Raw genomic sequence first — 21,408 nt, forward strand, 5'->3', positions numbered from 1 at the left:
AACCGCCGACGGCCCCGCGCACGGCAGCGGCCCCCGGGACACCTCCCGGGGGCCGCTGCCGTTGCCGCGCGCCGTCGCTCAGCCCGTGGCCACGGCCCCGCGCCGCGAGGCCCGGCCCGCCGCCATCGGCCAGTGCGCCAGGACCGCGGTGGCTCCGTACCAGGCCAGCAGCCCGGCGACCGCGGCGACCCAGCCGGCGATCTTGGCCGGCATGCCGCTGTCCGCGAAGGCGCCGACCGCCAGGAGCACCAGGGAGAGGGTGAACAGGCCGTAGACGCCCTGTCCGAACAGTCCGCTCGCCGCGCCCACCGTGAGGGTCAGGCCGAGCAGGGCGAACAGGACCAGGAAGGCTCCGGCTGCGTCTGCCGAGACCTTTCCGTCGGCTCCGGCGGCCCAGGTGAACCAGAAGGCACCGAGGCCCGCGAACGCCGTGCCGTTGAAGCCGTTGCCGCCGCGGAACTCCAGGATTCCGAGGACGAACAGGGCGATGCCGCCGACGTAGGTGGCGAGCGACACGGAACTGGCAGCGGTGACACCGTCGATGACGCCGGTGTGGCCGATGCCGAAGGCGAGAAGGGTGAGCCCCAGGGCCATGTGCCCGAGGGTCGAAGTCGAGGCCGTGCTTCCCGCAGAGACACCGTTGTCCACGGCGGGCTCCCTTCGATCTGCAGTTGTTTGCTGCGTCCCAGCAGCATTTATCTACCCTTTACAGGGGTGCACAACCGCACAAGGGGCTTGACGGACGGTTACGGAATGACAACAACGGGTCGCTGTGCGCGCTTGGCCAGCCGCCCCGCCACCGACCCGAAGATCCGGCCGACGATCCCGTGCGTGGAGCCCACCACGATGGCGTCGGCCGAGTACTCGCGGCCGACCTCCTCCAGTTCGTGGCAGATGTCGCCGCCGCGTTCCACCAGGATCCACGGCACCTCGGCCAGGTAGTCGGCGCAGGCCAGCTCCAGGCCCAGCACCTCGGTGCGGTGGTCGGGCACGTCCACGAAGACGGGCGGCTCGCAGCCGGCCCACACGGTGGTGGGCAGCCGGTTGGCCACATGGACGATGATCAGACCGGATCCGGAGCGGCGGGCCATGCCGATCGCGTAGGCGAGGGCGCGCTCACTGGAGGTGGATCCGTCGAATCCCACAACGACGCCGTGCCGGAAGGCCGGATCGCAGGGCAGACGTGGCTGTTCCACCGCCCGCACATCGGCGGCCGACGCGGAGTCGGCGAGCCGTTTGCGCTTGCGGTCCGCGGGTTCGGGGGATTCGTGACCGGCCATGGGTGTCTCGGCGAGGAGGTCCTTGGAGGAAGCAACAGGGCGATATCGGCGACGCTGGGTGACGGAGCTCTGTCCGGGAAGCATCTTCCCAACCCCGTACTCACCAGGGTACGGCGACACTCGTGTCCTGCACAGGGCTTGCCGCCCTTGGAGAGCGTCCCAGGGAGCATGCCGGAGGGAGCGCGCCTTGGCAATGGCCGCTGCCCCCTACAGCCAGTGACGAGCGGGGCCCGCTCCACCCGTGCGCGCAGTGACCGAGCCCGCCGCGCGGCGTTGGACAGGAGTCCGACCGTCCAGGAAGAGCCCGCAGGGAGCACGCCGTGCCCGGTCATCCGGTACACCCCGTCCAGCCCGCCCAGCCGACTCGAGGCCTCCGGTCCACCCGGTCCGCGCCGCCGGGACCGCGTTTCGCGCCTCCCCCGCTTCACTCGTCCGTGCACCCCGCCGCCCGCCCCCAGGACGACCCCGCGGGTGACGTGGTGCGCTGGGCGGCCTTCAGCTGCCTGCTCGTCCCCGTGGTCCTGGTCGTCTACGGTGCGTCCTTCGGCGGGGCGGCCGTCGCCACCCTCGGCCTGGCCGCGGTCACGGCCGCCTGCCGCATCCTGCTGCGCCACTCGGAGCGGATGGCGACGCGGGCCGCGGCCCCGGTCCGTACGGAGGAGGCGTACGCGCCCGGGCCGCGCGGCCGGCACTCGCGGGCGGGCGGCCCTCGGCGGGGCTGCCACGGCGGCGCAAGCTCCGGCTCCGGCTCTGACGCAAGCTCCGGCTCCGGCGCGAGCTCCGGCTCCGGCTCCGGCTCCGGCAACTACCAGCCCCCTCAAGGCTGACTGGTTCGCACACCCACACCCGCACGTTTTCAGCCAACTTCCCGCCCTCGCGCCCCGCTTGCCGGAATGTCCCCCCGACCCCCCTACCACCAGCGACTACGCGGCCCGGGGGGCGCCGGCACCCTACGGGTACTGGCCATGGCCGAGCGGCGTCCTTCCCACCCCGGTAGCGGAGTGGAACGCTTCCTGATCGAATGCTTTTCGCCAAGTTGCCAAGTCGACATAGCGCTGCGTGCTGAACTTGTCACGCCGACACCACGGGACGCAGTAGATTCGATCATGTATTTACAGCGGGGGATCCACGTGCAAGGCCGAGGGGAAACGTGCAGGTGCGACCAGACCAAGGAGTCGCGACACCCAAGGGGGGCTTAGCGCCATGAGCCAGGATTCCACCGCCGTCGTCGCGGACGCCGGCCGGAAGCTCGCGGGGCGTCGCCGCAGGGAGATCGTCGCGGTGCTGCTCTTCAGCGGCGGACCGATCTTCGAGAGCTCCATTCCACTCTCCGTGTTCGGCATTGACCGGCAGGACGCGGGAGTTCCACGCTACCGACTGCTCGTGTGCGCCGGTGAGGACGGTCCGCTGCGGACCACCGGCGGACTCGAACTGACCGCGCCGTACGGGTTGGAGGCGATCGCCCGGGCAGGCACGGTCGTCGTTCCCGCGTGGCGTTCCATCACCTCACCGCCGCCTCCGGAGGCGCTCGACGCACTCCGCCTGGCGCACGAGGAAGGCGCCCGGATCGTCGGACTGTGCACGGGGGCCTTCGTGCTGGCCGCCGCCGGTCTGCTGGACGGCCGGCCCGCGACGACGCACTGGATGTACGCGCCGACGCTGGCCAAGCGCTACCCGTCCGTCCATGTCGACCCGCGCGAACTGTTCGTCGACGACGGCGATGTGCTGACGTCCGCGGGCACCGCGGCCGGAATCGACCTGTGCCTGCACATCGTCCGTACGGACCACGGCAGCGAGGCGGCCGGGGCCCTGGCCCGCAGGCTCGTCGTCCCGCCGCGCCGGACGGGCGGCCAGGAGCGCTACCTCGACCGGTCGCTGCCGGAGGAGATCGGCGCCGACCCGCTGGCCGAGGTCGTCGCCTGGGCGCTGGAGCACCTCCACGAGCAGTTCGACGTGGAGACGCTGGCGGCCCGCGCCTACATGAGCAGGCGCACCTTCGACCGGCGGTTCCGCTCGCTGACCGGCAGCGCACCGCTCCAGTGGCTGATCACCCAGCGGGTACTCCAGGCCCAGCGGCTCCTGGAGACCTCCGACTACTCGGTGGACGAGGTCGCCGGACGCTGCGGGTTCCGCTCGCCGGTGGCCCTGCGCGGCCACTTCCGCCGGCAGCTGGGATCCTCCCCGGCCGCCTACCGCTCCGCCTACCGGGCACGCCGGCCGCAGGCCGACGTGGCGCAGGTCTCCCAGCTGTCGGAGAGTCCCGTTCCGCACCAGCGCACCCCGCAGCCCCAGCGGGCGGCGGCGGCCCTGGCCGCGGCCGGTCCCACCGTGACGGAGCTGTACGCCCCGAACCGGGTCCTGCGCGAGCACGCGTAGCACCCCGCTCCGGGTCCGCCGGCACCCGCGGACACCGCACGTGCTCGGGCCCCCTCGGCCACCGCCGAGGGGGCCCGAGCACGTGCGCGCCCGCTGCGGCGGCGCGGGGAGCGCATAAGGTGGGGCGCATGAACGATCGCATGGTGTGGATCGACTGCGAGATGACCGGGCTCTCGTTGACGGACGACGCACTTATCGAGGTGGCCGCGCTGGTCACCGACTCGGAGCTCAACGTACTCGGCGAAGGCGTGGACATCGTGATCCGCCCGCCGGACGCCGCCCTGGAGACCATGCCCGACGTGGTGCGCGAGATGCACACCTCGTCCGGCCTGCTCGACGAGCTGGCCGGCGGGACCACCCTCGCGGACGCCGAGGCCCAGGTCCTGGCGTATGTGCGGGAACATGTCAAGGAGCCCCGCAAGGCGCCCCTGTGCGGGAACTCGGTCGGCACCGACCGCGGCTTCCTGTTGCGTGACATGGCCGCGCTGGAGGGCTACCTGCACTACCGGATCGTGGACGTGTCCTCGGTCAAGGAGCTGGCGCGGCGCTGGTACCCGCGGGCCTACTTCAACAGCCCTCCGAAGAACGGCAACCACCGGGCGCTCGCGGACATCAAGGAGTCCATCGCCGAGCTGCGCTACTACCGGGAGGCCGTCTTCGTGCCGCAGCCCGGGCCCGACTCGGACACCGCGCGGAGCATCGCCGCGAAGCACGTGGTCCCGGGCGCGTAGCCGGAGGGCGTCCCTGCGGAGGCGGGGGCGGGGAAAGGGGGGAGCGAGCACCCTCCCGGACCCTGTACCCTTTTCTTCGGCCGGTCGGTTCTCCGACCGGACATGGTGGGTGTAGCTCAGTTGGTAGAGCACCTGGTTGTGGTCCAGGTGGCCGCGGGTTCAAGTCCCGTCACTCACCCTGGGAGAAGGCCCGGTCCGCGACAGCGGACCGGGCCTTCTGCTTATCCGCGCCCGCGGGCCTCAGGAGGACTCCCGGACCACGAGCCGGGTCGGCAGGACGACGGACGGTGCGCCCGGTCCGTCCTGCTCCCCCGCGCCCGTGCGGAGCGCCGCGATGTGCTCCAGCAGGACCCGCGCCATGGTGCGGCCCATGTCCTCGATCGGCTGCCGGACGCTGGTCAGGGGCGGGTCCATGTGCCGGGCGACCACCGAGTCGTCGAAGCCGACGAGGGCCACGTCCTGCGGGATGCGGCGGCCGGCCGCGCGCAGCTCCCGCCGGGCCCCCGCGGCCATCACGTCGGAGGCGGCGAAGACCGCGTCGAGTGCCGGGCGGCGCTCCAGCAGCTCCCGCATGGCCCGGCGGCCCCCCTCCTCGGTGAAGTCGCCGGCGGCGACGAGCAGCTCGTCGGCGGGCCGCCCGGCGGCGGCCAGGGCCGTGCGGTAGCCGTCGAGGCGGCACTGGGCCCCGTACACGTCCAGCGGCCCGGTGATGGTGGCGATGGCGCGGCGGCCCCGGACGAGGAGGTGGCGCACCGCTTCGGCGGCGCCCGCGAGGTTGTCGGAGTCCACGTACGGCAGGGTCTCCGCGGCGGAGCGGCGGCCGCTGATCACCGCCGGAATGCCGAGTTCGGTCAGCAGCTCGGGCAGCGGGTCCCCGGCGTGCACGGACACCAGCAGGACGCCGTCGACGCGGTGCCCGGACAGGTACTGGGCCAGGCGGCGCCGCTCGCGGTCGCTGCCGGCCAGGGTGAGGACGAGCTGCACGTCGGTCTCGGCGAGCGTGGCGCCGACCCCGCGGACCACGTCGGAGAAGTAGGGCTCCGCGAAGAACCGGGCCTCGGGCTCGGGGATCACCAGCGCGACGGCGTCCGTGCGGTTGGCGGCGAGGGCGCGCGCCGCCCGGTTGGGTACGTACCCCAGCTCGGCGACGGCGGCCTCGACGGCGGTCCTGGTGTGCTCGCTGACCTTGGAGGATCCGTTGATCACCCGGGAGACCGTGCCGCGCCCGACTCCGGCGCGCGCCGCGACCTCCTCGAGGGTCGGCCGTCCCCCACTGCGCCCCTGCCCGTTCATGGTTTCCTCCCGGTTGTGAATCTACCCCTTGACGCGCGTGGGAGCGCTCCCACAGTGTGTCTCACGACACCTGGCACGTCACGTCCTTCAGGGAGGATGCACATGCGAGCCCCATCCAGAGCCCGAAGAGGCTTCGTCACCACCGGTACCGCGCTGGCCGCGGCAGCCCTGCTGCTCGCGGGCTGCGCACAGGACCCGGAGGGGCCGTCCGGATCGGGCGGCGCGTCCGGCGACAAGGCGGGCGGCGGTGCGCAGACGACGCTCACCGTCGGGGTCTTCGGAGCCTTCGGCCTCCAGGAGGCCGGACTCTACGACGAGTACACGGCGCAGAATCCCGGCATCCGCATCGAGCAGACCTCCATCGAGCGGAACGAGAACTACTACCCGCAGCTGCTCACCCACCTCGGCACCGGCAGCGGACTCGCGGACATCCAGGCCGTCGAGGTCAACAACATCGCCGAGATCACCGCCACCCAGGCCGACAAGCTGGTGGACCTCGGCAAGACCGCGGGCGTGGACAAGTCCGCCTACCTGCCGTGGAAGTGGGCGCAGGGCACGGCGGGCGGGGCCAAGGGCACCGGTCCCACGGTGGGCCTCGGCACCGACATCGGCCCGCAGGGCATCTGCTACCGCAAGGACCTGTTCGCGGCGGCCGGGCTGCCCACCGACCGGGCCGCGGTCGGTGCGCTGTGGGCCGGCGACTGGAACAAGTACCTGGAGGCCGGCAAGGCGTACAAGGCGAAGGCCGGCGAGGGCAAGGCCTTCGTGGACTCCGCCTCGGGCGTGATGGCAGCGGTGACCGGAAGCAGCGATCAGCGGTTCTACGACGACCAGGGCAAGGTCGTCTACAAGACCAACCCGGCGGTGCGCGAGGCCTTCGACCTGGCGGCCTCCTTCGCCACGGAGGGGCTGAGCGCCAAGCTCCAGCAGTTCACCCCGACCTGGGACCAGGGCTTCTCCAACGGCACCTTCGCCACCCTCTCCTGCCCGGCCTGGATGCTCGGCTACATCCAGGACAAGGCGGGTCCGGCGGGCAAGGACAAGTGGGACGTGGCGCAGGCGCCCAAGCCCAGCAACTGGGGCGGCTCCTTCCTCGTGGTGCCGAAGGCCGGCAAGCACGCCGAGGAGGCCGCCAAGCTGGCGGCATGGCTGACGGCTCCGGCCCAGCAGGCCAAGCTGTTCGAGAAGCGGGGCAGCTTCCCGAGCGCGAGCGCCGCGTACGCGCTGCCGTCGGTTTCGGGCGCACAGCACGCCTACTTCGGCGGCGCCCCGATCGGGGAGATCTTCGCGAAGGCGGCGCAGAGCGTGCCGGTGGCGGCGCTCGGCCCCAAGGACCTCCTGATCGCGCAGAACCTGGCGGACATCGGCATGCTCCAGGTCGACCAGAAGGGCCGCTCACCGCAGGAGGGCTGGGAAGCCGCGGTGAAGGCGATCGACAACGCCCTGGACCAGTGAGGCACCAGTGACGGACGAGACGGCTGTCCTGTCCCCTTCCTCTCCCTCCTCTCCCCGTGCACGGCGGGGAGAGGAGGGGGCGGGGGGCAAGGGCGGCGCGGGCAGGAGCCAGGTGTGGCGCTCGCGCCGCTACCGGTGGGACCTGCGCTGGAGCCCGTACGCCTTCGTGGCGCCCTTCTTCCTCTTCTTCGCCGCCTTCGGGCTGTTCCCGCTGCTGTACACGGGCTGGGCGGCACTGCACCAGGTGGAGCTGACCGATCCGGACAGCATGACCTGGGTGGGGCTGAAGAACTTCACCCGGCTGTGGGACGACGAGTTCTTCTGGAACGCGCTGCGCAACACCGTCACCATCGGGCTGTTGTCCACGGTGCCGCAGCTGCTGATCGCGCTCGGCCTGGCCCACCTGCTCAACTACCGGGTCCGCGGTTCGGCGTTCTTCCGGGTCGCGGTGCTCACCCCGTACGCGACCTCGGTCGCCGCCGCCACCCTCGTCTTCGTGCTGCTCTTCGGCCGGGACTACGGGATGGTCAACTGGGCGCTCTCGCAGGTGGGTCTGGACGCGGTCGACTGGCAGAACGGCAGTTTCGCCTCCCAGCTGGCGGTCTCGACGATCGTGGTGTGGCGGTGGACCGGCTACAACGCCCTGATCTACCTGGCGGCGATGCAGGCCGTGCCCGGCGAGCTGTATGAGTCGGCCGCGCTGGACGGGGCTTCCCGCTGGCAGCAGTTCCTCCATGTGACGGTGCCCTCGCTGCGACCGACGATCTTCTTCACCTGTGTGGTGTCGACGATCGGAGCGACCCAGCTGTTCGGCGAACCGCTGCTGTTCAACGGAGGCGCGGGCGCCACGGGCGGCTCGGACCACCAGTTCCAGACGCTCGGGCTCTACCTGTACGAGCAGGGCTGGGTGAACCTGCACCTGGGGCGGGCCTCCGCCATCGCCTGGGCGATGTTCCTGATCCTGCTGGTCATCGCGGGCGCGGCACGGCTGCTGCGCGGACGGGAGGCGTCCTGATGGGTTCCCTGCGCGCGGGCAAGTTCACGTATGCGGTGCTCGCCCTGTTCACCGCCGGCTCGCTCTTCCCGCTGGTGTGGACGGCGATCGCGGCCTCCCGGAGCAACACCCGGCTGGCCCAGACCCCGCCGCCGTTCTGGTTCGGCGGGAATCTGGGGCGCAACCTGCAGACCGCCTGGACCGACGCCAACATGGGCGTCGCCCTGCTGAACACGGTGATCGTGGCGGGCACGGTCGCCGCGGGCACGGTGCTGTTCTCCACCCTGGCCGGCTTCGCCTTCGCCAAGCTGCGCTTCCGCGGCCGGCGGCTGCTGATGTCCCTGGTGGTGGCCACCATGCTGATCCCGCCGCAGCTGAGCGTGGTCCCGCTGTACATGCTGATCGCCGAGCTCGCGTGGACGGACCGGCTCCAGGCGGTCATCCTGCCGACGCTGGTGTCCGCCTTCGGCGTGTTCTTCATGCGGCAGTACCTGGCGCAGGCGCTGCCGACGGAACTGGTGGAGGCGGCGCGGTCGGACGGTGCCAGTGCCCTGCGGGTCGTGTGGCACGTGGTGTTCCCCGCGGCGCGGCCCGCGATGGCGGTGCTGGCCATGCTGACCTTCGTCATGGCCTGGAACGACTTCTTCTGGCCGATCGTCGCGCTGACCCAGAACGGCAGCCCGACGGTGCAGGTGGCCCTGACGGGTCTGGGTCGGGGTTACATCCCCGACCAGTCCGTGATCATGGCGGGTGCGCTGCTCGGCACGCTCCCGCTGCTGCTGGTGTTCCTCGTCTTCGGCCGCCAGATCGTCGGCGGCATCATGCAGGGAGCCGTGAAGGGTTGACGAACGCATCCATGAACACACCACCGGTAACCACCCCGACGAACTCCATGGCGGACACTGCGACGGACACTGACACGCACACTGCGACGGCCTCCGCAGCGGACTCCGCGGCGGGAAGCCCGGCCCGCACTGCAACGGCCTCCGTGGCGGGAAGCCCGGCCGGAACTGCGGTGGACACCGCGACAGGGGCCCCGACAGGAACCCCGCCGGGAACCCCGACAGAAACCCCGGCGGCTTCCCCCGCGCAGGAGGAGCGGCAGAAGGAACCACTCCGCTTCCCGGCCGGGTTCGTGTGGGGGGCGGCCACGGCTGCCTTCCAGATCGAGGGGGCGGCCGAGCTGCGCGGCCCCTCGATCTGGGACACCTTCTGCCGCACGCCCGGAAAGGTGCACGGCGGAGACACCGGCGACGTGGCGGTGGACCACCACCGGCTGTGGCGGGATGACGTCGCGCTGATGGACCGGCTGGGGCTGGGGGCCTACCGCTTCTCCGTCTCCTGGCCCCGGGTACTGGCCGGCGGAATCGGCTTCTACGACGCCCTGGTGGACGAGCTGCTCGCGCACGGCATCCAGCCCTGCCTGACCCTGTACCACTGGGACCTGCCGCAGGAGCTGGAAGACGCGGGCGGCTGGCCCGAACGGGAGACCGCCCATGCCTTCGCGGCGTACGCGGAGACCGTCGCCGGGGCGCTGGGCGACCGGGTGCAGCTGTGGACCACCCTCAACGAGCCCTGGTGCAGCGCCTTCCTCGGCTACGCCTCGGGGGTGCACGCCCCCGGGCGCACCTCCCCCGCGGACTCTCTGCGGGCCGCCCACCACCTCAACCTGGCCCACGGCCTGGCCGCGGCGGCGCTGCCCTCCTCGGCACGGGTGGGGATCGCCCTCAACCCCAGTGCGGTGCGGCCGCTGACCGGCTCGGCCGAGGACCTGGACGCGCAGCGCCGCATCGACGCCCTCGCCAACCGGATCTTCACCGGACCCCTGCTGCACGGGGCCTATCCCGAGGATCTGAAGGCCGACACCGCCCGGCTCACGGACTGGTCCTTCGTCCGCCCCGGCGACGAGGCGCTGATCCACCAGCCGCTGGGCTTCCTCGGCGTGAACTACTACACCCCGGCGGTGGTGTCGGCGGCTCCCGACGGGGGCGGCCCCCGATCCGACGGTCACGGGGCCACGGCGTACTCCCCCTGGCCGGGGGCCCAGGACGTGGCCTTCCACCAGCCGCCCGGCGAACTGACCGACATGAACTGGTCGATCGACCCGACCGGCCTGTACGACCTGCTGATGCGGTTCGCCCGGGAGGTTCCCGGGCTGCCGCTGATGGTCACCGAGAACGGCGCCGCGTACGCACCCGACCTGCACGATCCGCAGCGGATCCGCTATCTGGAGGAGCATCTCACCGCCGTGCACCGGGCGGTCACGGACGGCGCCCCCGTGGAGGCCTACTACCTCTGGTCGCTGCTGGACAACTTCGAATGGTCCTACGGCTACAGCAAGCGCTTCGGCATCGTCCACGTCGACTACGCCACCCAGGCCCGCACCCCGCGGGCCAGCGCCCACTGGTACGCCCGCCTGGCCCGCACGGGCACCTTGTAGGCACCCCCTTCCCGGCCTGTGGGCCCACCGCCGCACGGGCGCGCCGGTCATCAGGCGGAGGCCGGCCGGCCTCCCCGACCTCCCCGGCAGCTCCAGCCTCCCCAGCCCCCTCCCGCCCCGGCAGCCCCGGGAGTCCGCGTCAGGCTGCGAAGGCCTCGGCGTGGTCCCGGCACCAGGTCTCGAAGGTGCGCGGCGGGTGACCGGTGAGCTGCTCGACGGCGTCGGTGGTCTCCACGGGGACTCCGTCGGAGGCAGCCCAGAAGTCGAGGAGGGCGTCGGCGTACGGGCCGGGTATGTGCCCTTCGGCCTCGGCCCTCCACCGCCGGGCGGGAACCGCCTCGAAGGGAAGGGGCCGGCCCAGGACCGAGCCGAGTATCGCGAGCTGCTCGGCGAAGGTCAGCGACTGCGGGCCGGTGAGGGTGTGGGCCCCGCCCGCCCGGGCGGGGTCGGTCAGGACGGTGAAGGCGGCCTCGGCGAGGTCGGCCTCGTGGACGGGGTCGGTGTGCGCGCCCGGGTAGGGCAGGTGCACCGGCCGGCCGGAGGCCAGCGGCCGGGCCCAGCCGAGGGCGTTGCCGGCGAAGGACCCCGGCCTCAGCAGTGTGGCGCGCAGCGGGGAGGCCTCCAGAGCCTGCTCCACGGCGAGGTGGGCCGCGGACAGCGGGCTGTCCGCGGCGCCGGGCCCCAGCACCGAGGAGGAGGACAGCAGCACGATGTGCTCGACTCCGGCGGCGACGGCTTCCTCCACGAAACGCTCGACGGCGGTGGCCTCGGCGTAGAGGAAGACGGAGTGGATCCCTCTCAGGGCCGCGGGGAACGTCGAAGGATCGGTGAGGTCGCAGCGGACGGTACCGGGTGGCGCATCCGGGGCGCGGGAGGCGACCCGGTGCGGCAGGCCGTGGGCGGCGAGTCGGGCGGACAGGCTGCGGGCGACAGCGCCGCGGCCGCCGGTGACGAGGATCGACATGGCAGTACCTCTTTCTCCTCCGTCCGGGCCCTGCGGGCCGGGCGGACTACGGGATAGGATGAGCATGTGACACAGATTCTGCGAGACGCATCCACTGCGTCACACAGATAAATTTGGAGCACGGAGAAGCCGATGTCAACCAATTCCCCCCGTACGGGTGAGGCACGCGACCAGCAGGCCGAGTGGAGCCGCGCCGAGCTGCTCGCCCGCATCGTCACCGAGAGCCAGCGGCACTACGCCGACTACTCGCTGTTCAACCAGGCCATGGCCGACCACGTCGGGCTGCACCCCACCGACATGCAGTGCATCGCCCTGCTCGACATGGAGCCGGGCCCGGTCAGCACGGGCGACATCGCCCGGCTCACCGGCCTGACCTCCGGCTCCGCCACCCGCCTCGTCGACCGGCTGGTCAAAGCGGGCATCGTCGAGCGCCACGCCGACCCGCACGACCGCCGCCGCTCCCTCGTCGCCCTCGCACCCGAGGCCCGCGAGCGGATCGGCGCGGCCTGGGACACCCCCGGCCGGGCCTTCGGCGCCGTACTGGAGAGCTACTCCGACGCCGAACTCGGCGTCATCGCCGACTACCTGCACCGCGCCGCCGAAGTCGGCCGAGCCCAGGCACAACGGCTGAACGCCGGCGCTGAGGCCGAAGCCGACGCCGACGCCACGGCCTGAGGCCGCGACCGCTCAGGTGCGGCCCCGCATGCGCCGGCTGCCGCGCCGGGCCCCGCGCCCGCCACGCGCCGCACCCGAGCCGCCACGGGCCCGGTCGTCCAGCCCGATCCACACCCGGACCTCCGTGCCGCCGAGCACCGAGCGTCCCAGCCGGACGTCGCCGCCGGTGGACTCCGCGACCCGGCGCACGATGTCCAGGCCCAGACCGGTCGAGCCGTCGCGGCCCCCGTCGTTGCCCCGGCGCAGCGCGGCATCCGGGTCGGCGATGCCCGGGCCCGCGTCGGAGACGAGCACGATCACCGCGTCGGAGGCGTCGTGGACGTCCACCGCGAAGGGGGTGCCCTCGGGGGTGTGCCGGAAGACGTTGCCGAGCATGGCGTCGAGTGCGGCCGCGAGCTCGGGCCGGGCCACCGGGATGCGCACCGGGCGGTCCACCCCGGCGAGCCGCACCTCGCGGCCCTCGTCCTCCGCCAGCGCCGACCAGAAGGCCATCCGGTCGCGGATGACCTCGGAGGCGTCGCAGCCCGCGCCCGCCCCGACCAGACCGGTCGCCGGCCGCTGTTCACGGGCCGTACGGATGATCGTGTCGACCTCGCGCTCCAACTGCTCCACCGCCGCCCGGGTCTGCTCCGCGGCCGGGCCGTCGCCGAGGGAGGCCGTGTTGAGGCGCAGCACCGTCAACGGGGTCCGCAGCCGGTGCGAGAGGTCGGCGGCCAGCTCCCTTTCGTTGGCGAGGAGTTCGACCACCTGGTCCGCCATCGCGTTGAACGCGACGGCTGCCGACCGGAGTTCCTTGGGCCCCTGCTCGGGGACCCGCGCCCCGAGCCGTCCCTCGCCGAGCTGGTGTGCGGCGTCCGCGAGCCGTCCGGCGGGCCGCACCAGCCGGGCGCCGAGCCGGTCGGCCACTCCGACCGAGCCGATGATCAGGGCGAGGCCGACGCCGGCGAGCACCACCCAGGCGGTCGCGACCCCGTTGCTGACCTCGCTCTCCGGTACGAAGACCTCCACCACCGCGATGTCCCCGGACCCGAGGGCGGTCGGCTGGAGCAGGGCCGAGCCGCCGCGCACCGATGCGGTGGTGGCCCGCCCGATCCGCCGGGTCTCGGCCACGGCGGACTCCCCGGCCCGGCCCGTACCGATGTCCACGGGTGCGCCGTCGCCGACCGCGGGCAGGTGGACGGCCATCCGCCGGGCCGCGCCCATCTGCGTGGACTCCACGGCCTTGCTCAACTGTCCGGGGTCGGTGGTGATGGACAGGGTCGGCCCGATGGTGGCGGCCTGCCGTTCGGCGTTGGAGAAGGCCCGGTCGCTGGCCATCTCCTGGACGACGAGCCCGAGCGGCACGGCGAAGGCCACGACCACCATGGTGGTGACCGCCAGGCACACCTTGACCAGGGCCCATCTCACAGCGGCGGTTCCAGCTTGACCCCGACCCCCCGCAGCGTGTGCAGGTAGCGCGGCCGGGCGGCGGTCTCGCCGAGTTTGCGGCGCAGCCAGGACAGGTGGACGTCGATGGTCTGGTCGTCGCCGTAGGACTGCTGCCAGACCTCGGCGAGCAGCTCCCGCCGGGCCACGACGACCCCGGGCCGTCCGGCGAGGAAGGCCAGCAGGTCGAACTCGCGCCGGGTGAGGTCCAGGGCCGTCCCGTCCAGCCGGGCCTGGCGGCGCAGCGGGTCGATGGCCAGCCCGCCGACGCGCAGCACCCGCGAGGGCGGTTCGGTCGCCGCGGCCTGGGAGCGGCGCAGGACGGCTGCCATCCGGGCGGAGAGGTGCTCGACGGAGAAGGGCTTGGTGAGGTAGTCGTCGGCGCCGTCGTTGAGCAGCCGCACGATCTCCGCCTCGTCGTCGCGGGCGGTGGCGATGATCACGGGTACGTCGGTGATGCCGCGCAGCATCTTCAGTGCTTCGGACCCGTCCAGGTCGGGGAGCCCGAGGTCGAGGATGACCACGTCGAAGCGGTGGTGGGCGACTTCGCGCAGGGCCTCCAGGGCCGTCCCGACGCTGCGCACGGTGTGCGAGGCCTCGGTGAGGTGCCGGATGAGGGCGGATCGTACGAACTGGTCGTCCTCGACCACGAGCACACTTGCCATGGCCCGCACCGTAGCCCATTCGGGGGACCACCCGGGGTGTCGGGACACTCTTGTGGCGGGTGGTGCAGTATGTGCTCTGATGCTACGAGGACTTGTACATGCCATGGCGTGGATGCTGGCGACCGGGGCTGCGGTGACGCTGTCCTGGTGGGGCGTGCACACCGTCATGTCGGGTACGGCCTACGATCCGCCGCTCGCGGTGCCGCTGGCCGCGCAGCCGCTGTCCTCTTCCACGCACGACGCGCGGTCGCCCTCGCCGGCCACCCCCGAATCCGCAGCCGCCTCCCCGTCGGCGTCCCCCTCACCCTCGCCGAGCGCGTCGGCGTCCCCGTCCGCGCCGCCGTCGGCGGACCCCTCCGCAGGGCCGCCGGCGAAGTCCGGGCCGAACCCGTACCGGCAGCCCCCGCAGAGCGACGGCGGGCAGGTCAAGGCCTATCCGGTCACCGGCGGCCGGGTCGTCTTCGACCTGGGCGGGACCTCGGCCGAGCTGGTGTCCGCAACCCCGTCGGCGGGCTGGCGGATGCAGGTGTGGAAGCAGGACTACTGGATCCGGGTCACCTTCACCCGGGACGGCCGCGAGGTCTCGGTCTTCTGCACCTGGCACGACCACGCCCCGGCCGTCGAAATCGTCGACCCCTGACGCGGCCACGAAGGCTGGTCCAGCACGGACTCAGCACGGGCTCCGTGCGGGCCCCGTGCGGGCTCAGCACGGGAGAACCGGGCTCGACGCCATTCCGCCGGCCCCGCACCCTCGTTACGTCAGGGGTTCGACTCCGAAGAGTCGAACCCCTTTGAGCTGCATGTCTGCTAAGTCATCTGCGTTGCGGCGCGCAGCTGCCTACACGTTCAACCGGAACGTGTCGCGTAGAGCTCTGACCTGCGCAAACGCAATTCTTGGCGGTCCAAGTCAGCAACGAATCAGCACGGGACTACGGCATCCATCACGCGAGAGCACCACCATCACCCATCGGCTCCATGGGGATCTGCCGGACGGCGGACTCCACCGAGCCAGCGTCCTCAATGTCCGCCTCGTGTTCCGGGTTCTGAGGTTCCAGTACCCTCTGAATCTGACGGCTCAGTGCTTCGACGGAGCAAGACTGCTCCTCCTGCGCATCCGCACTCCTCTTGAGGTGCTTGGCGATCAGGTGCGCGCTCCACTCCGTCGAATCGGTCTCAAGGGCACTGTCCCTGAGAGCTTCGAGATCCACCGTGTAGGTGAGCGGGTCCACGCGACCGAAGGGTCCGTCCGACTCCACCCGGAACTCGTAGACCTTGGGCAGCTCCGAGGAGAACAGTTGAGGGCCCACATCCATGACGAAGGGGATGCGGCGCTTGGGAGGAAGGGTCGCGATGCGCCGACCAACAGCGCGGTTGAGGGTCTCGGCCCGCTCGGCCCCCAGAGTGGTCTGGAGCGGAGGACTCACCGAGATGCTCACGTTGCGGGCCAGCGTCTGGCCGATGTTCTCGATCACCAACACAAGCAATGACGAGCCAGGGATACGAGGCCTGATGTCGACGATGACGTACGGCTCCGCCTGCTCCCGTTGGGCCTTCTCCGTGAGGGCGTTGGCCTGGGCAACCGCCCTCGCCTGACGCCGGTTGTAGACGAGAGCCCAAAACGCGGCCGTCGTGGAGAAGACGAGAGCCGCCACGGAAATGACCACTGTGGCGATCTGAACCGTTGAGTGGCTCATGACCGGATGCTAGGCAGGTGGCTGGTTGCAGCGCGGAAAGTTGCCGAAAATCATCCGGCCGAGATCGTTGGCACTCCAGCCTGAGCTGCGGGCCGCTACCGTGAAGCCATGACCGCACTGCCCGACTGGATGCGCCCGCCGCGCGCGGAAGGCTGGTTCGCGGAGGACCTCGACCGCCTCCCCGAGGCACCACGCCACACCGAATTGATCGATGGAGCCCTCGTCTTCATGATGTCGCCGCAGAGGTGGTGGCACGGCCACCTCGTCACCATGCTCACGGTCGCACTCATGGAGCAGGTGCCCGCCGATACCAGAGTCGGCCGTGAGATGACCATCAAGCTCGACCCACGCAACCGTCCCGAACCGGACCTGCTGGTGACGACGGTCGACTTCGACGGTGACCGCACCTGGTTCGCACCGGAAGACGTCCAGCTCGTCATCGAGGTCGTCTCCCCCGAGTCCGCCCATCGCGATCGCACAGTAAAGCTCCGCAAGTACGCAGAGGCCGGCATCCCACACTACTGGTGCATCGAGGACGAGGACGGTGCTCCCGTCGTCCACGTCTACGAGCTCGACGGACCCACCGGCGCCTACGCGCCCGCCGGCATCTTCCGAGGCACTCTCCAGCGCCCCGTGCCCTTCGAGGTCAGCCTGGACCTCGACAAGCTCACACCGCCCCGAAGCAGCTGACAAGTCAGCACCAAGTCAGCACGGGAATGCAGAAGGGGTCGGACTCACCAGAGTCCGACCCCTTCTGACCTGCACATTTGACGAAATCATTTAACGTGCAGTCACGGAACGATCACAAGTTGAAGCGGAACGTTCAGCACAGCGCTCCGACCTGCGAAAACCTGGTTTTCGGAGCCCTCATCCAGCACCCATCCAGCACGGTGCAGGTTCGTCCAGCACATCCAGCACGCGCGACCGCGACGAAGTCCGTCGCCCGCGTCGGCGACACGTTGTGTACACATGGGACACTCGGTACGCTTGAGCGCATGACGCAGCCGCTGCCCATAGAGTCCATCCGTGATGTGCGTGCCCACCTCGCCGAGGTCGTGGAGCGCGCCGACCGCGACGACGTGCCCACTGTGATCACACGCCGGGGCAAGGAAGTCGCCGCCGTCGTCTCCATCGAGGTGCTGCGCAAGTACCAGGAGTGGGAAGAGCGCGAGATCAACCGGATCATCGACGAGCGCATGGCCAACCCCGCGCCCGGCATCCCGATCGAGGACATCATGAGGGAGACGCTGGCACGCGGTGAGTGAGTACCGAACCATCTTCCGCCCCGAGGCGCAGGCCGAGCTCCGGAAGATCCCCCGCGACATGGCGCTTCGCATCCTGGCCAAGCTGGCCGAGTTGGAGGCCGACCCCCTCGGCTTCAACACCACCGCACTGGTGTCCCAGCCCGAACGACGCCGGCTGCGCGTCGGCGACTACCGCGTCGTCTACACGATCGACAACGGGGAACTGGTGGTCTGGGTCGTTCACGTGGGACACCGGTCCACCGTTTACGACATCTGATTGCCGCTGACCACGCGTCAGAATATCCAGCACCCATCCAGCACGGTGATGGCGAAGGGGCCGGACTCGACAGAGTCCGACCCCTTCCGGCCTGCACGTTTGACTCAGTAGCTAACGTGCAGTATGCGCACGATTACACGTTGAAGCGGAACTCCACCACGTCGCCGTCCTGCATGACGTAGTCCTTGCCCTCCATGCGGGCCTTGCCCTTGGCGCGGGCTTCCGTCACCGAGCCGCATTCGACCAGGTCCGCGAAGGAGATGACCTCGGCCTTGATGAAGCCCCGCTGGAAGTCGGTGTGGATGACGCCGGCCGCCTCCGGGGCGGTCGCGCCCTGCTTGATGGTCCAGGCGCGGGTTTCCTTCGGGCCTGCCGTCAGGTAGGTCTGCAGGCCCAGGGTGGCGAAGCCGACGCGGCCGAGGGTGGCGAGGCCGGGCTCGTCCTGGCCGACCGACTGGAGGAGTTCGAGGGCCTCCTCGTCGTCCAGCTCCGCGAGGTCCTGCTCCAGCTTCGCGTTCAGGAAGATCGCCTCGGCGGGAGCCACCAGCGCGGCCTGCTCCGCCTTGAAGGCCTCGTCCGTCAGCTCGTCCTCGTCCACGTTGAAGACGTAGAGGAAGGGCTTCGTGGTCAGCAGGTGGAGCTCGTGGAGGAGGTCGCCCTTCTCCGTGCCCTTGGTGATGCCCTTCGAGAAGAGCGTGTCACCGGCTTCGAGGATCTTCTGCGCCTCGACGACCGCCGCCAGGACCGCGACCTTCTCCTTCTGCAGGCGGGACTCCTTCGTCAGGCGCGGCACCGCCTTCTCGATGGACTGGAGGTCGGCGAGGATCAGCTCGGTGTCGATGGTCTCGATGTCGTCCTTCGGGGAGACCTTGCCGTCGACGTGCACGACGTTCTCGTCCTTGAAGGCGCGGATGACCTGGCAGATCGCGTCCGACTCGCGGATGTTCGCGAGGAACTTGTTGCCCAGGCCCTCGCCCTCCGACGCACCGCGCACGATGCCGGCGATGTCGACGAAGTCGACGGTCGCCGGGAGGACCTTCTGCGAGTTAAAGATGCCGGCGAGGACCGCGAGGCGGGCGTCGGGGACGCCGACGACACCGACGTTCGGCTCGATGGTGGCGAACGGGTAGTTGGCCGCCAGCACGTCGTTCTTGGTCAGGGCGTTGAACAGGGTCGACTTGCCGACATTCGGCAGGCCGACGATTCCGATCGTGAGCGACACGTTGGCGACTTCCCGTAGCTGGAGGGGGCGGCGGCCCGAAGGTGGGCCGTCGGACAGTTTACTTTCCGATGAGTGGCGGTGGATGTACGCGTGTCCGGGGCCGGATCCGGCGGCCTCCCCACCTACTTTGGAAGGGTGGAGCACTACAGGACGCGATCAGCCCCTCACCCCCAGCGACCTCCCGCGCAGCGCCGGAGGCGGACGGCCGGGCGCGCGGCCGTGCCCGTCCAGGGCGGCCCGCGGCCCGCGGCGTTCGTACGGCGGTTGCCGCGGCCGCGGCTGACGGGGCTCGGCGGGGGCCTCTTCTCGTGCGCCGCGATGCTGCTGGCGAGCGGGGCCGCCTGGCTGCTGTTCGACTCCTCGCTCTTCGTCTACGGGCTGCTCTTCGTGCCCGTGGCCGCCGCCACCGCGCTCTGGGTGCGGCCCGCGGACCTGATCACCGCGCCCGTCAACGCCCCGCTGGCCTTCGCCGCCGGGGTGTGGCCCCTCTCCGGCGGCTCCGGCGGGTTCGGCGGGCACCTCATGGGGATGGTGTCGGCCCTGTCCCTGCACGCGGGCTGGCTGTACGCGGGCACCCTCCTCGCCGCGCTGATCGCCCTCGTCCGCAAGGCCGTACTGATCGGCAGGCGGCGGCTGCCACGCCGCACCGCCCCCACCTCCTGAGCGCAGCGGCGGCCGGGGGCCGCCCCGTCCGGCCCGGCCGCCCCGGCCGGGACCACCGCGAGCCGCCCCGGCGGACCGACCGGCGGCCAGCCCCGGCGGCCAGCCCCGGCCGACCGGCCTGCGGCCGGCCCCGGCGGGGCCGCCCCGGCGGTCAGGCCTTCGGCTCCTTCGGCGCGCCCCGCGCCGCCATCGCCGCTCCCACGATGCCCGCGTTGTTCTGGAGCTGCGCCGGGACGATCTCGGCCCGGATGCCCTCGATCAGCGGGAGGAACTTCTCCGGCTTGCGGCTGACACCGCCGCCGATGATGAAGAGGTCCGGGGAGAACAGCATCTCCACGTGCGCGAGGTACTTCTGGACCCGGTGCGCCCAGTGCTCCCAGCTGAGCTCCCCGTCCTCCTTCGCCTTCACCGAGGCGCGCGTCTCCGCGTCGTGGCCCTTCAGTTCCAGGTGGCCGAGTTCCGTGTTCGGGACCAGCCGACCGTCCGTGAACAGGGCACTGCCGATGCCGGTGCCCAGCGTGAGCAGGATGACCGTGCCGGCCTTCCCGCGCCCGGCTCCGTACGTCATCTCCGCGACGCCCGCCGCGTCCGCGTCGTTGAGGACCGTGACGGGCCGCCCGCCGAGCCGGTCGGAGAGCAGGGCCGCCGTGTCGACGCCCACCCAGGCCTTGTCCATGTTGGCGGCCGTCCGCGTGACGCCGCCGGTGACCACCCCGGGGAAGGTGACCCCGACGGGGCCGTCCCAGTCGAAGTGGCGCACCACTTCGACGACACAGCCGGCCACCCCGTCGGGGGTGGCCGGCTGCGGTGTCAGTACCTTGTGACGCTCTTGTGCCAGGTCGCCGCGGTCCAGGTCCACGGGAGCGCCCTTGATCCCGGATCCGCCGATGTCCACACCAAAGATCTCCATGGACATACCGTACGAAACGAGTTACCTGTCGGCGACCAGTTCCGCTGCCTCCGCACGAAGATCGCGGCGCAGCTCCTTCGGCAGCGAGAAGACGATCGACTCCTCGGCCGTCTTGACGAGTTCCACGTCGGCGTAGCCGCGCTGCGCGAGCCACTCCAGGACCTCCTCGACCAGCACCTCCGGCACCGAGGCTCCCGAGGTCAGGCCGACCGTGGTGACGCCCTCCAGCCAGGCCTCGTCGATCTCGCTCGCGAAGTCGACCAGGTGGGCCGCCCGGGCGCCCGCGTCGAGGGCGACCTCGACGAGGCGGATGGAGTTCGAGGAGTTCTTCGAGCCGACGACGATGACCAGGTCGGAGTCGGCGCCCATGGCCTTGACGGCGGCCTGCCGGTTCGAGGTGGCGTAGCAGATGTCGTCGCTCGGCGGGGAGACCAGCAGCGGGAACTTCGTCTTCAGTGCGTCGACCGTCTCCATCGTCTCGTCGACGGAGAGGGTGGTCTGGGAGAGCCAGACCACCTTGGACTCGTCGCGCACCTGGACCTTCGCGACGTCGTCGGGGCCGTCGACGATCGTGATGTGGTCCGGGGCCTCGCCCGAGGTGCCGATGACCTCCTCGTGGCCCTCGTGGCCGATGAGGAGGATGTCGAAGTCCTCGTTGGCGTAGCGGACGGCTTCCTTGTGCACCTTGGTGACCAGCGGGCAGGTCGCGTCGATCGTCGCGAGCCGGCCGCGCGCCGCCTCCTCGTGGACCACCGGCGCCACCCCGTGCGCGGAGAACATCACGATGGAGCCCTCGGGCACCTCCTCCGTCCGCTCGACGAAGATCGCGCCCTTCTTCTCCAGGGTCTGGACGACGTACTTGTTGTGCACGATCTCGTGGCGTACGTAGACCGGCGCGCCGTACTGCTCGAGCGCCTTCTCGACGGCGATCACGGCACGGTCCACGCCCGCGCAGTAGCCGCGGGGCGCGGCGAGCAGGACACGGCGGGAAGCGGCAGCAGGGGCGGAAGCAGTCATGCGCTCCATCGTACGGGGGTCCTCAGCAGGCCGGTCGTCGCCCGTTCGGCAGAGACTGGGTCGAAACCCTGTCCCGACTGTCC

Annotated in this window: 23 protein-coding genes and 1 tRNA gene; 14 read left to right on the top strand and 10 right to left on the bottom strand. The window is 71.2% G+C overall.

The genetic code is table 11. The annotated features are described in order from the left end of the window. Nucleotides 1-78 precede the first annotated feature (78 nt). Nucleotides 79-648, bottom strand: a complete 570-nt coding sequence (locus ACLJTM_RS23280; RefSeq protein WP_411105617.1) for an acetate uptake transporter — start codon at nt 646-648, stop codon at nt 79-81. 98 nt (nt 649-746) lie between these two features. Continuing rightward, complete coding sequence (locus ACLJTM_RS23285) at nt 747-1,280, bottom strand: universal stress protein (RefSeq protein ID WP_411105618.1); 534 nt, start codon at nt 1,278-1,280, stop codon at nt 747-749. A gap of 434 nt (nt 1,281-1,714) precedes the next feature. On the opposite strand from ACLJTM_RS23285, the gene ACLJTM_RS23290 reads away from it, so the two are divergent. From ACLJTM_RS23290 to ACLJTM_RS23305, 4 genes are all read left to right on the top strand, one after another. Continuing rightward, on the top strand, nt 1,715-2,107 hold the full coding sequence (locus ACLJTM_RS23290; protein WP_411105619.1) for a hypothetical protein: 393 nt from the start codon (nt 1,715-1,717) through the stop codon (nt 2,105-2,107). A 376-nt stretch (nt 2,108-2,483) separates the two neighbouring features. Then, the gene (locus ACLJTM_RS23295) at nt 2,484-3,656 is read left to right on the top strand and encodes a helix-turn-helix domain-containing protein (protein WP_411105620.1); all 1,173 of its coding nucleotides are present in this window, start codon (nt 2,484-2,486) and stop codon (nt 3,654-3,656) included. Between the two features lie 128 nt (nt 3,657-3,784). Then, nucleotides 3,785-4,387, top strand: a complete 603-nt coding sequence (gene orn, locus ACLJTM_RS23300) for an oligoribonuclease (protein ID WP_411105621.1) — start codon at nt 3,785-3,787, stop codon at nt 4,385-4,387. 105 nt (nt 4,388-4,492) lie between these two features. After that, nucleotides 4,493-4,565 (top strand) — tRNA-His (locus ACLJTM_RS23305). Nucleotides 4,566-4,627: 62 nt separating this feature from the next. Here the strand turns inward: ACLJTM_RS23305 and ACLJTM_RS23310 are convergent. Further along, a complete protein-coding gene (locus ACLJTM_RS23310; RefSeq protein ID WP_411105622.1) occupies nt 4,628-5,680 on the bottom strand; it encodes a LacI family DNA-binding transcriptional regulator in 1,053 nt (350 codons plus the stop codon). A gap of 102 nt (nt 5,681-5,782) precedes the next feature. On the opposite strand from ACLJTM_RS23310, the gene ACLJTM_RS23315 reads away from it, so the two are divergent. The 4 genes from ACLJTM_RS23315 (at nt 5,783) to ACLJTM_RS23330 (ending at nt 10,569) form a co-directional block, all read left to right on the top strand. Further along, entirely contained in the window at nt 5,783-7,135 is a 1,353-nt protein-coding gene (locus tag ACLJTM_RS23315; protein ID WP_411105623.1) for an ABC transporter substrate-binding protein, read from the top strand. 112 nt (nt 7,136-7,247) lie between these two features. Next, complete coding sequence (locus ACLJTM_RS23320; protein WP_411105624.1) at nt 7,248-8,150, top strand: carbohydrate ABC transporter permease; 903 nt, start codon at nt 7,248-7,250, stop codon at nt 8,148-8,150. After that, complete coding sequence (locus ACLJTM_RS23325; RefSeq protein WP_411105625.1) at nt 8,150-8,974, top strand: carbohydrate ABC transporter permease; 825 nt, start codon at nt 8,150-8,152, stop codon at nt 8,972-8,974. Before ACLJTM_RS23320 ends, ACLJTM_RS23325 begins: the two co-directional genes overlap by 1 nt. A gap of 170 nt (nt 8,975-9,144) precedes the next feature. Then, nucleotides 9,145-10,569 carry a GH1 family beta-glucosidase gene (locus ACLJTM_RS23330; protein ID WP_411105626.1) on the top strand — a complete coding sequence of 475 codons (1,425 nt, stop codon included), beginning with the start codon at nt 9,145-9,147 and terminating at the stop codon, nt 10,567-10,569. A 139-nt stretch (nt 10,570-10,708) separates the two neighbouring features. Here the strand turns inward: ACLJTM_RS23330 and ACLJTM_RS23335 are convergent, their stop codons facing one another. Continuing rightward, a complete protein-coding gene (locus ACLJTM_RS23335) occupies nt 10,709-11,533 on the bottom strand; it encodes an NAD(P)H-binding protein (protein ID WP_411105627.1) in 825 nt (274 codons plus the stop codon). A gap of 132 nt (nt 11,534-11,665) precedes the next feature. Between ACLJTM_RS23335 and ACLJTM_RS23340 the strand changes: the two genes are divergently transcribed. Continuing rightward, entirely contained in the window at nt 11,666-12,208 is a 543-nt protein-coding gene (locus tag ACLJTM_RS23340) for a MarR family winged helix-turn-helix transcriptional regulator (RefSeq protein ID WP_411105628.1), read from the top strand. A gap of 12 nt (nt 12,209-12,220) precedes the next feature. On the opposite strand, the gene ACLJTM_RS23345 is transcribed toward ACLJTM_RS23340, so the two are convergent. Together ACLJTM_RS23345 and ACLJTM_RS23350 are read right to left on the bottom strand one after the other, a co-directional pair. Then, complete coding sequence (locus ACLJTM_RS23345) at nt 12,221-13,615, bottom strand: ATP-binding protein (RefSeq protein WP_411105629.1); 1,395 nt, start codon at nt 13,613-13,615, stop codon at nt 12,221-12,223. Next, nucleotides 13,612-14,298 carry a response regulator transcription factor gene (locus ACLJTM_RS23350; RefSeq protein WP_411105630.1) on the bottom strand — a complete coding sequence of 229 codons (687 nt, stop codon included), beginning with the start codon at nt 14,296-14,298 and terminating at the stop codon, nt 13,612-13,614. The genes ACLJTM_RS23345 and ACLJTM_RS23350 overlap by 4 nt, the downstream gene beginning before the upstream one ends. Before the next feature lie 79 nt (nt 14,299-14,377). Between ACLJTM_RS23350 and ACLJTM_RS23355 the strand changes: the two genes are divergently transcribed. After that, nucleotides 14,378-14,938: a hypothetical protein gene (locus tag ACLJTM_RS23355; RefSeq protein WP_411105631.1), complete on the top strand. Its 561-nt coding sequence runs from the start codon at nt 14,378-14,380 to the stop codon at nt 14,936-14,938. Nucleotides 14,939-15,239: 301 nt separating this feature from the next. On the opposite strand, the gene ACLJTM_RS23360 is transcribed toward ACLJTM_RS23355, so the two are convergent. After that, the gene (locus tag ACLJTM_RS23360) at nt 15,240-15,992 is read right to left on the bottom strand and encodes a hypothetical protein (RefSeq protein ID WP_411105632.1); all 753 of its coding nucleotides are present in this window, start codon (nt 15,990-15,992) and stop codon (nt 15,240-15,242) included. Nucleotides 15,993-16,100: 108 nt separating this feature from the next. On the opposite strand from ACLJTM_RS23360, the gene ACLJTM_RS23365 reads away from it, so the two are divergent. From ACLJTM_RS23365 to ACLJTM_RS23375, 3 genes are all read left to right on the top strand, one after another. After that, a complete protein-coding gene (locus ACLJTM_RS23365; RefSeq protein ID WP_411105633.1) occupies nt 16,101-16,682 on the top strand; it encodes a Uma2 family endonuclease in 582 nt (193 codons plus the stop codon). A 305-nt stretch (nt 16,683-16,987) separates the two neighbouring features. Next, on the top strand, nt 16,988-17,257 hold the full coding sequence (locus tag ACLJTM_RS23370; protein ID WP_019434848.1) for a type II toxin-antitoxin system Phd/YefM family antitoxin: 270 nt from the start codon (nt 16,988-16,990) through the stop codon (nt 17,255-17,257). Further along, entirely contained in the window at nt 17,250-17,513 is a 264-nt protein-coding gene (locus tag ACLJTM_RS23375; protein WP_411105634.1) for a type II toxin-antitoxin system RelE family toxin, read from the top strand. The genes ACLJTM_RS23370 and ACLJTM_RS23375 overlap by 8 nt, the downstream gene beginning before the upstream one ends. 133 nt (nt 17,514-17,646) lie before the next feature. Here the strand turns inward: ACLJTM_RS23375 and ychF are convergent, their stop codons facing one another. Beyond that, nucleotides 17,647-18,735 carry a redox-regulated ATPase YchF gene (gene ychF / locus ACLJTM_RS23380; protein ID WP_411105635.1) on the bottom strand — a complete coding sequence of 363 codons (1,089 nt, stop codon included), beginning with the start codon at nt 18,733-18,735 and terminating at the stop codon, nt 17,647-17,649. 219 nt (nt 18,736-18,954) lie between these two features. Between ychF and ACLJTM_RS23385 the strand changes: the two genes are divergently transcribed. Beyond that, entirely contained in the window at nt 18,955-19,398 is a 444-nt protein-coding gene (locus ACLJTM_RS23385; protein WP_411105636.1) for a DUF6542 domain-containing protein, read from the top strand. A gap of 151 nt (nt 19,399-19,549) precedes the next feature. Here ACLJTM_RS23385 and ppgK read toward each other — a convergent pair whose 3' ends face one another. After that, complete coding sequence (gene ppgK, locus ACLJTM_RS23390; RefSeq protein ID WP_411105637.1) at nt 19,550-20,308, bottom strand: polyphosphate--glucose phosphotransferase; 759 nt, start codon at nt 20,306-20,308, stop codon at nt 19,550-19,552. Nucleotides 20,309-20,329: 21 nt separating this feature from the next. After that, nucleotides 20,330-21,334, bottom strand: coding sequence for a 4-hydroxy-3-methylbut-2-enyl diphosphate reductase (locus ACLJTM_RS23395; RefSeq protein ID WP_411105638.1), 1,005 nt, complete (start codon nt 21,332-21,334; stop codon nt 20,330-20,332). Nucleotides 21,335-21,408: the final 74 nt, after the last annotated feature.

Origin of the sequence: Streptomyces sp. cmx-4-9, from assembly GCF_046548835.1 — a bacterium.
Classification (GTDB): domain Bacteria; phylum Actinomycetota; class Actinomycetes; order Streptomycetales; family Streptomycetaceae; genus Streptomyces.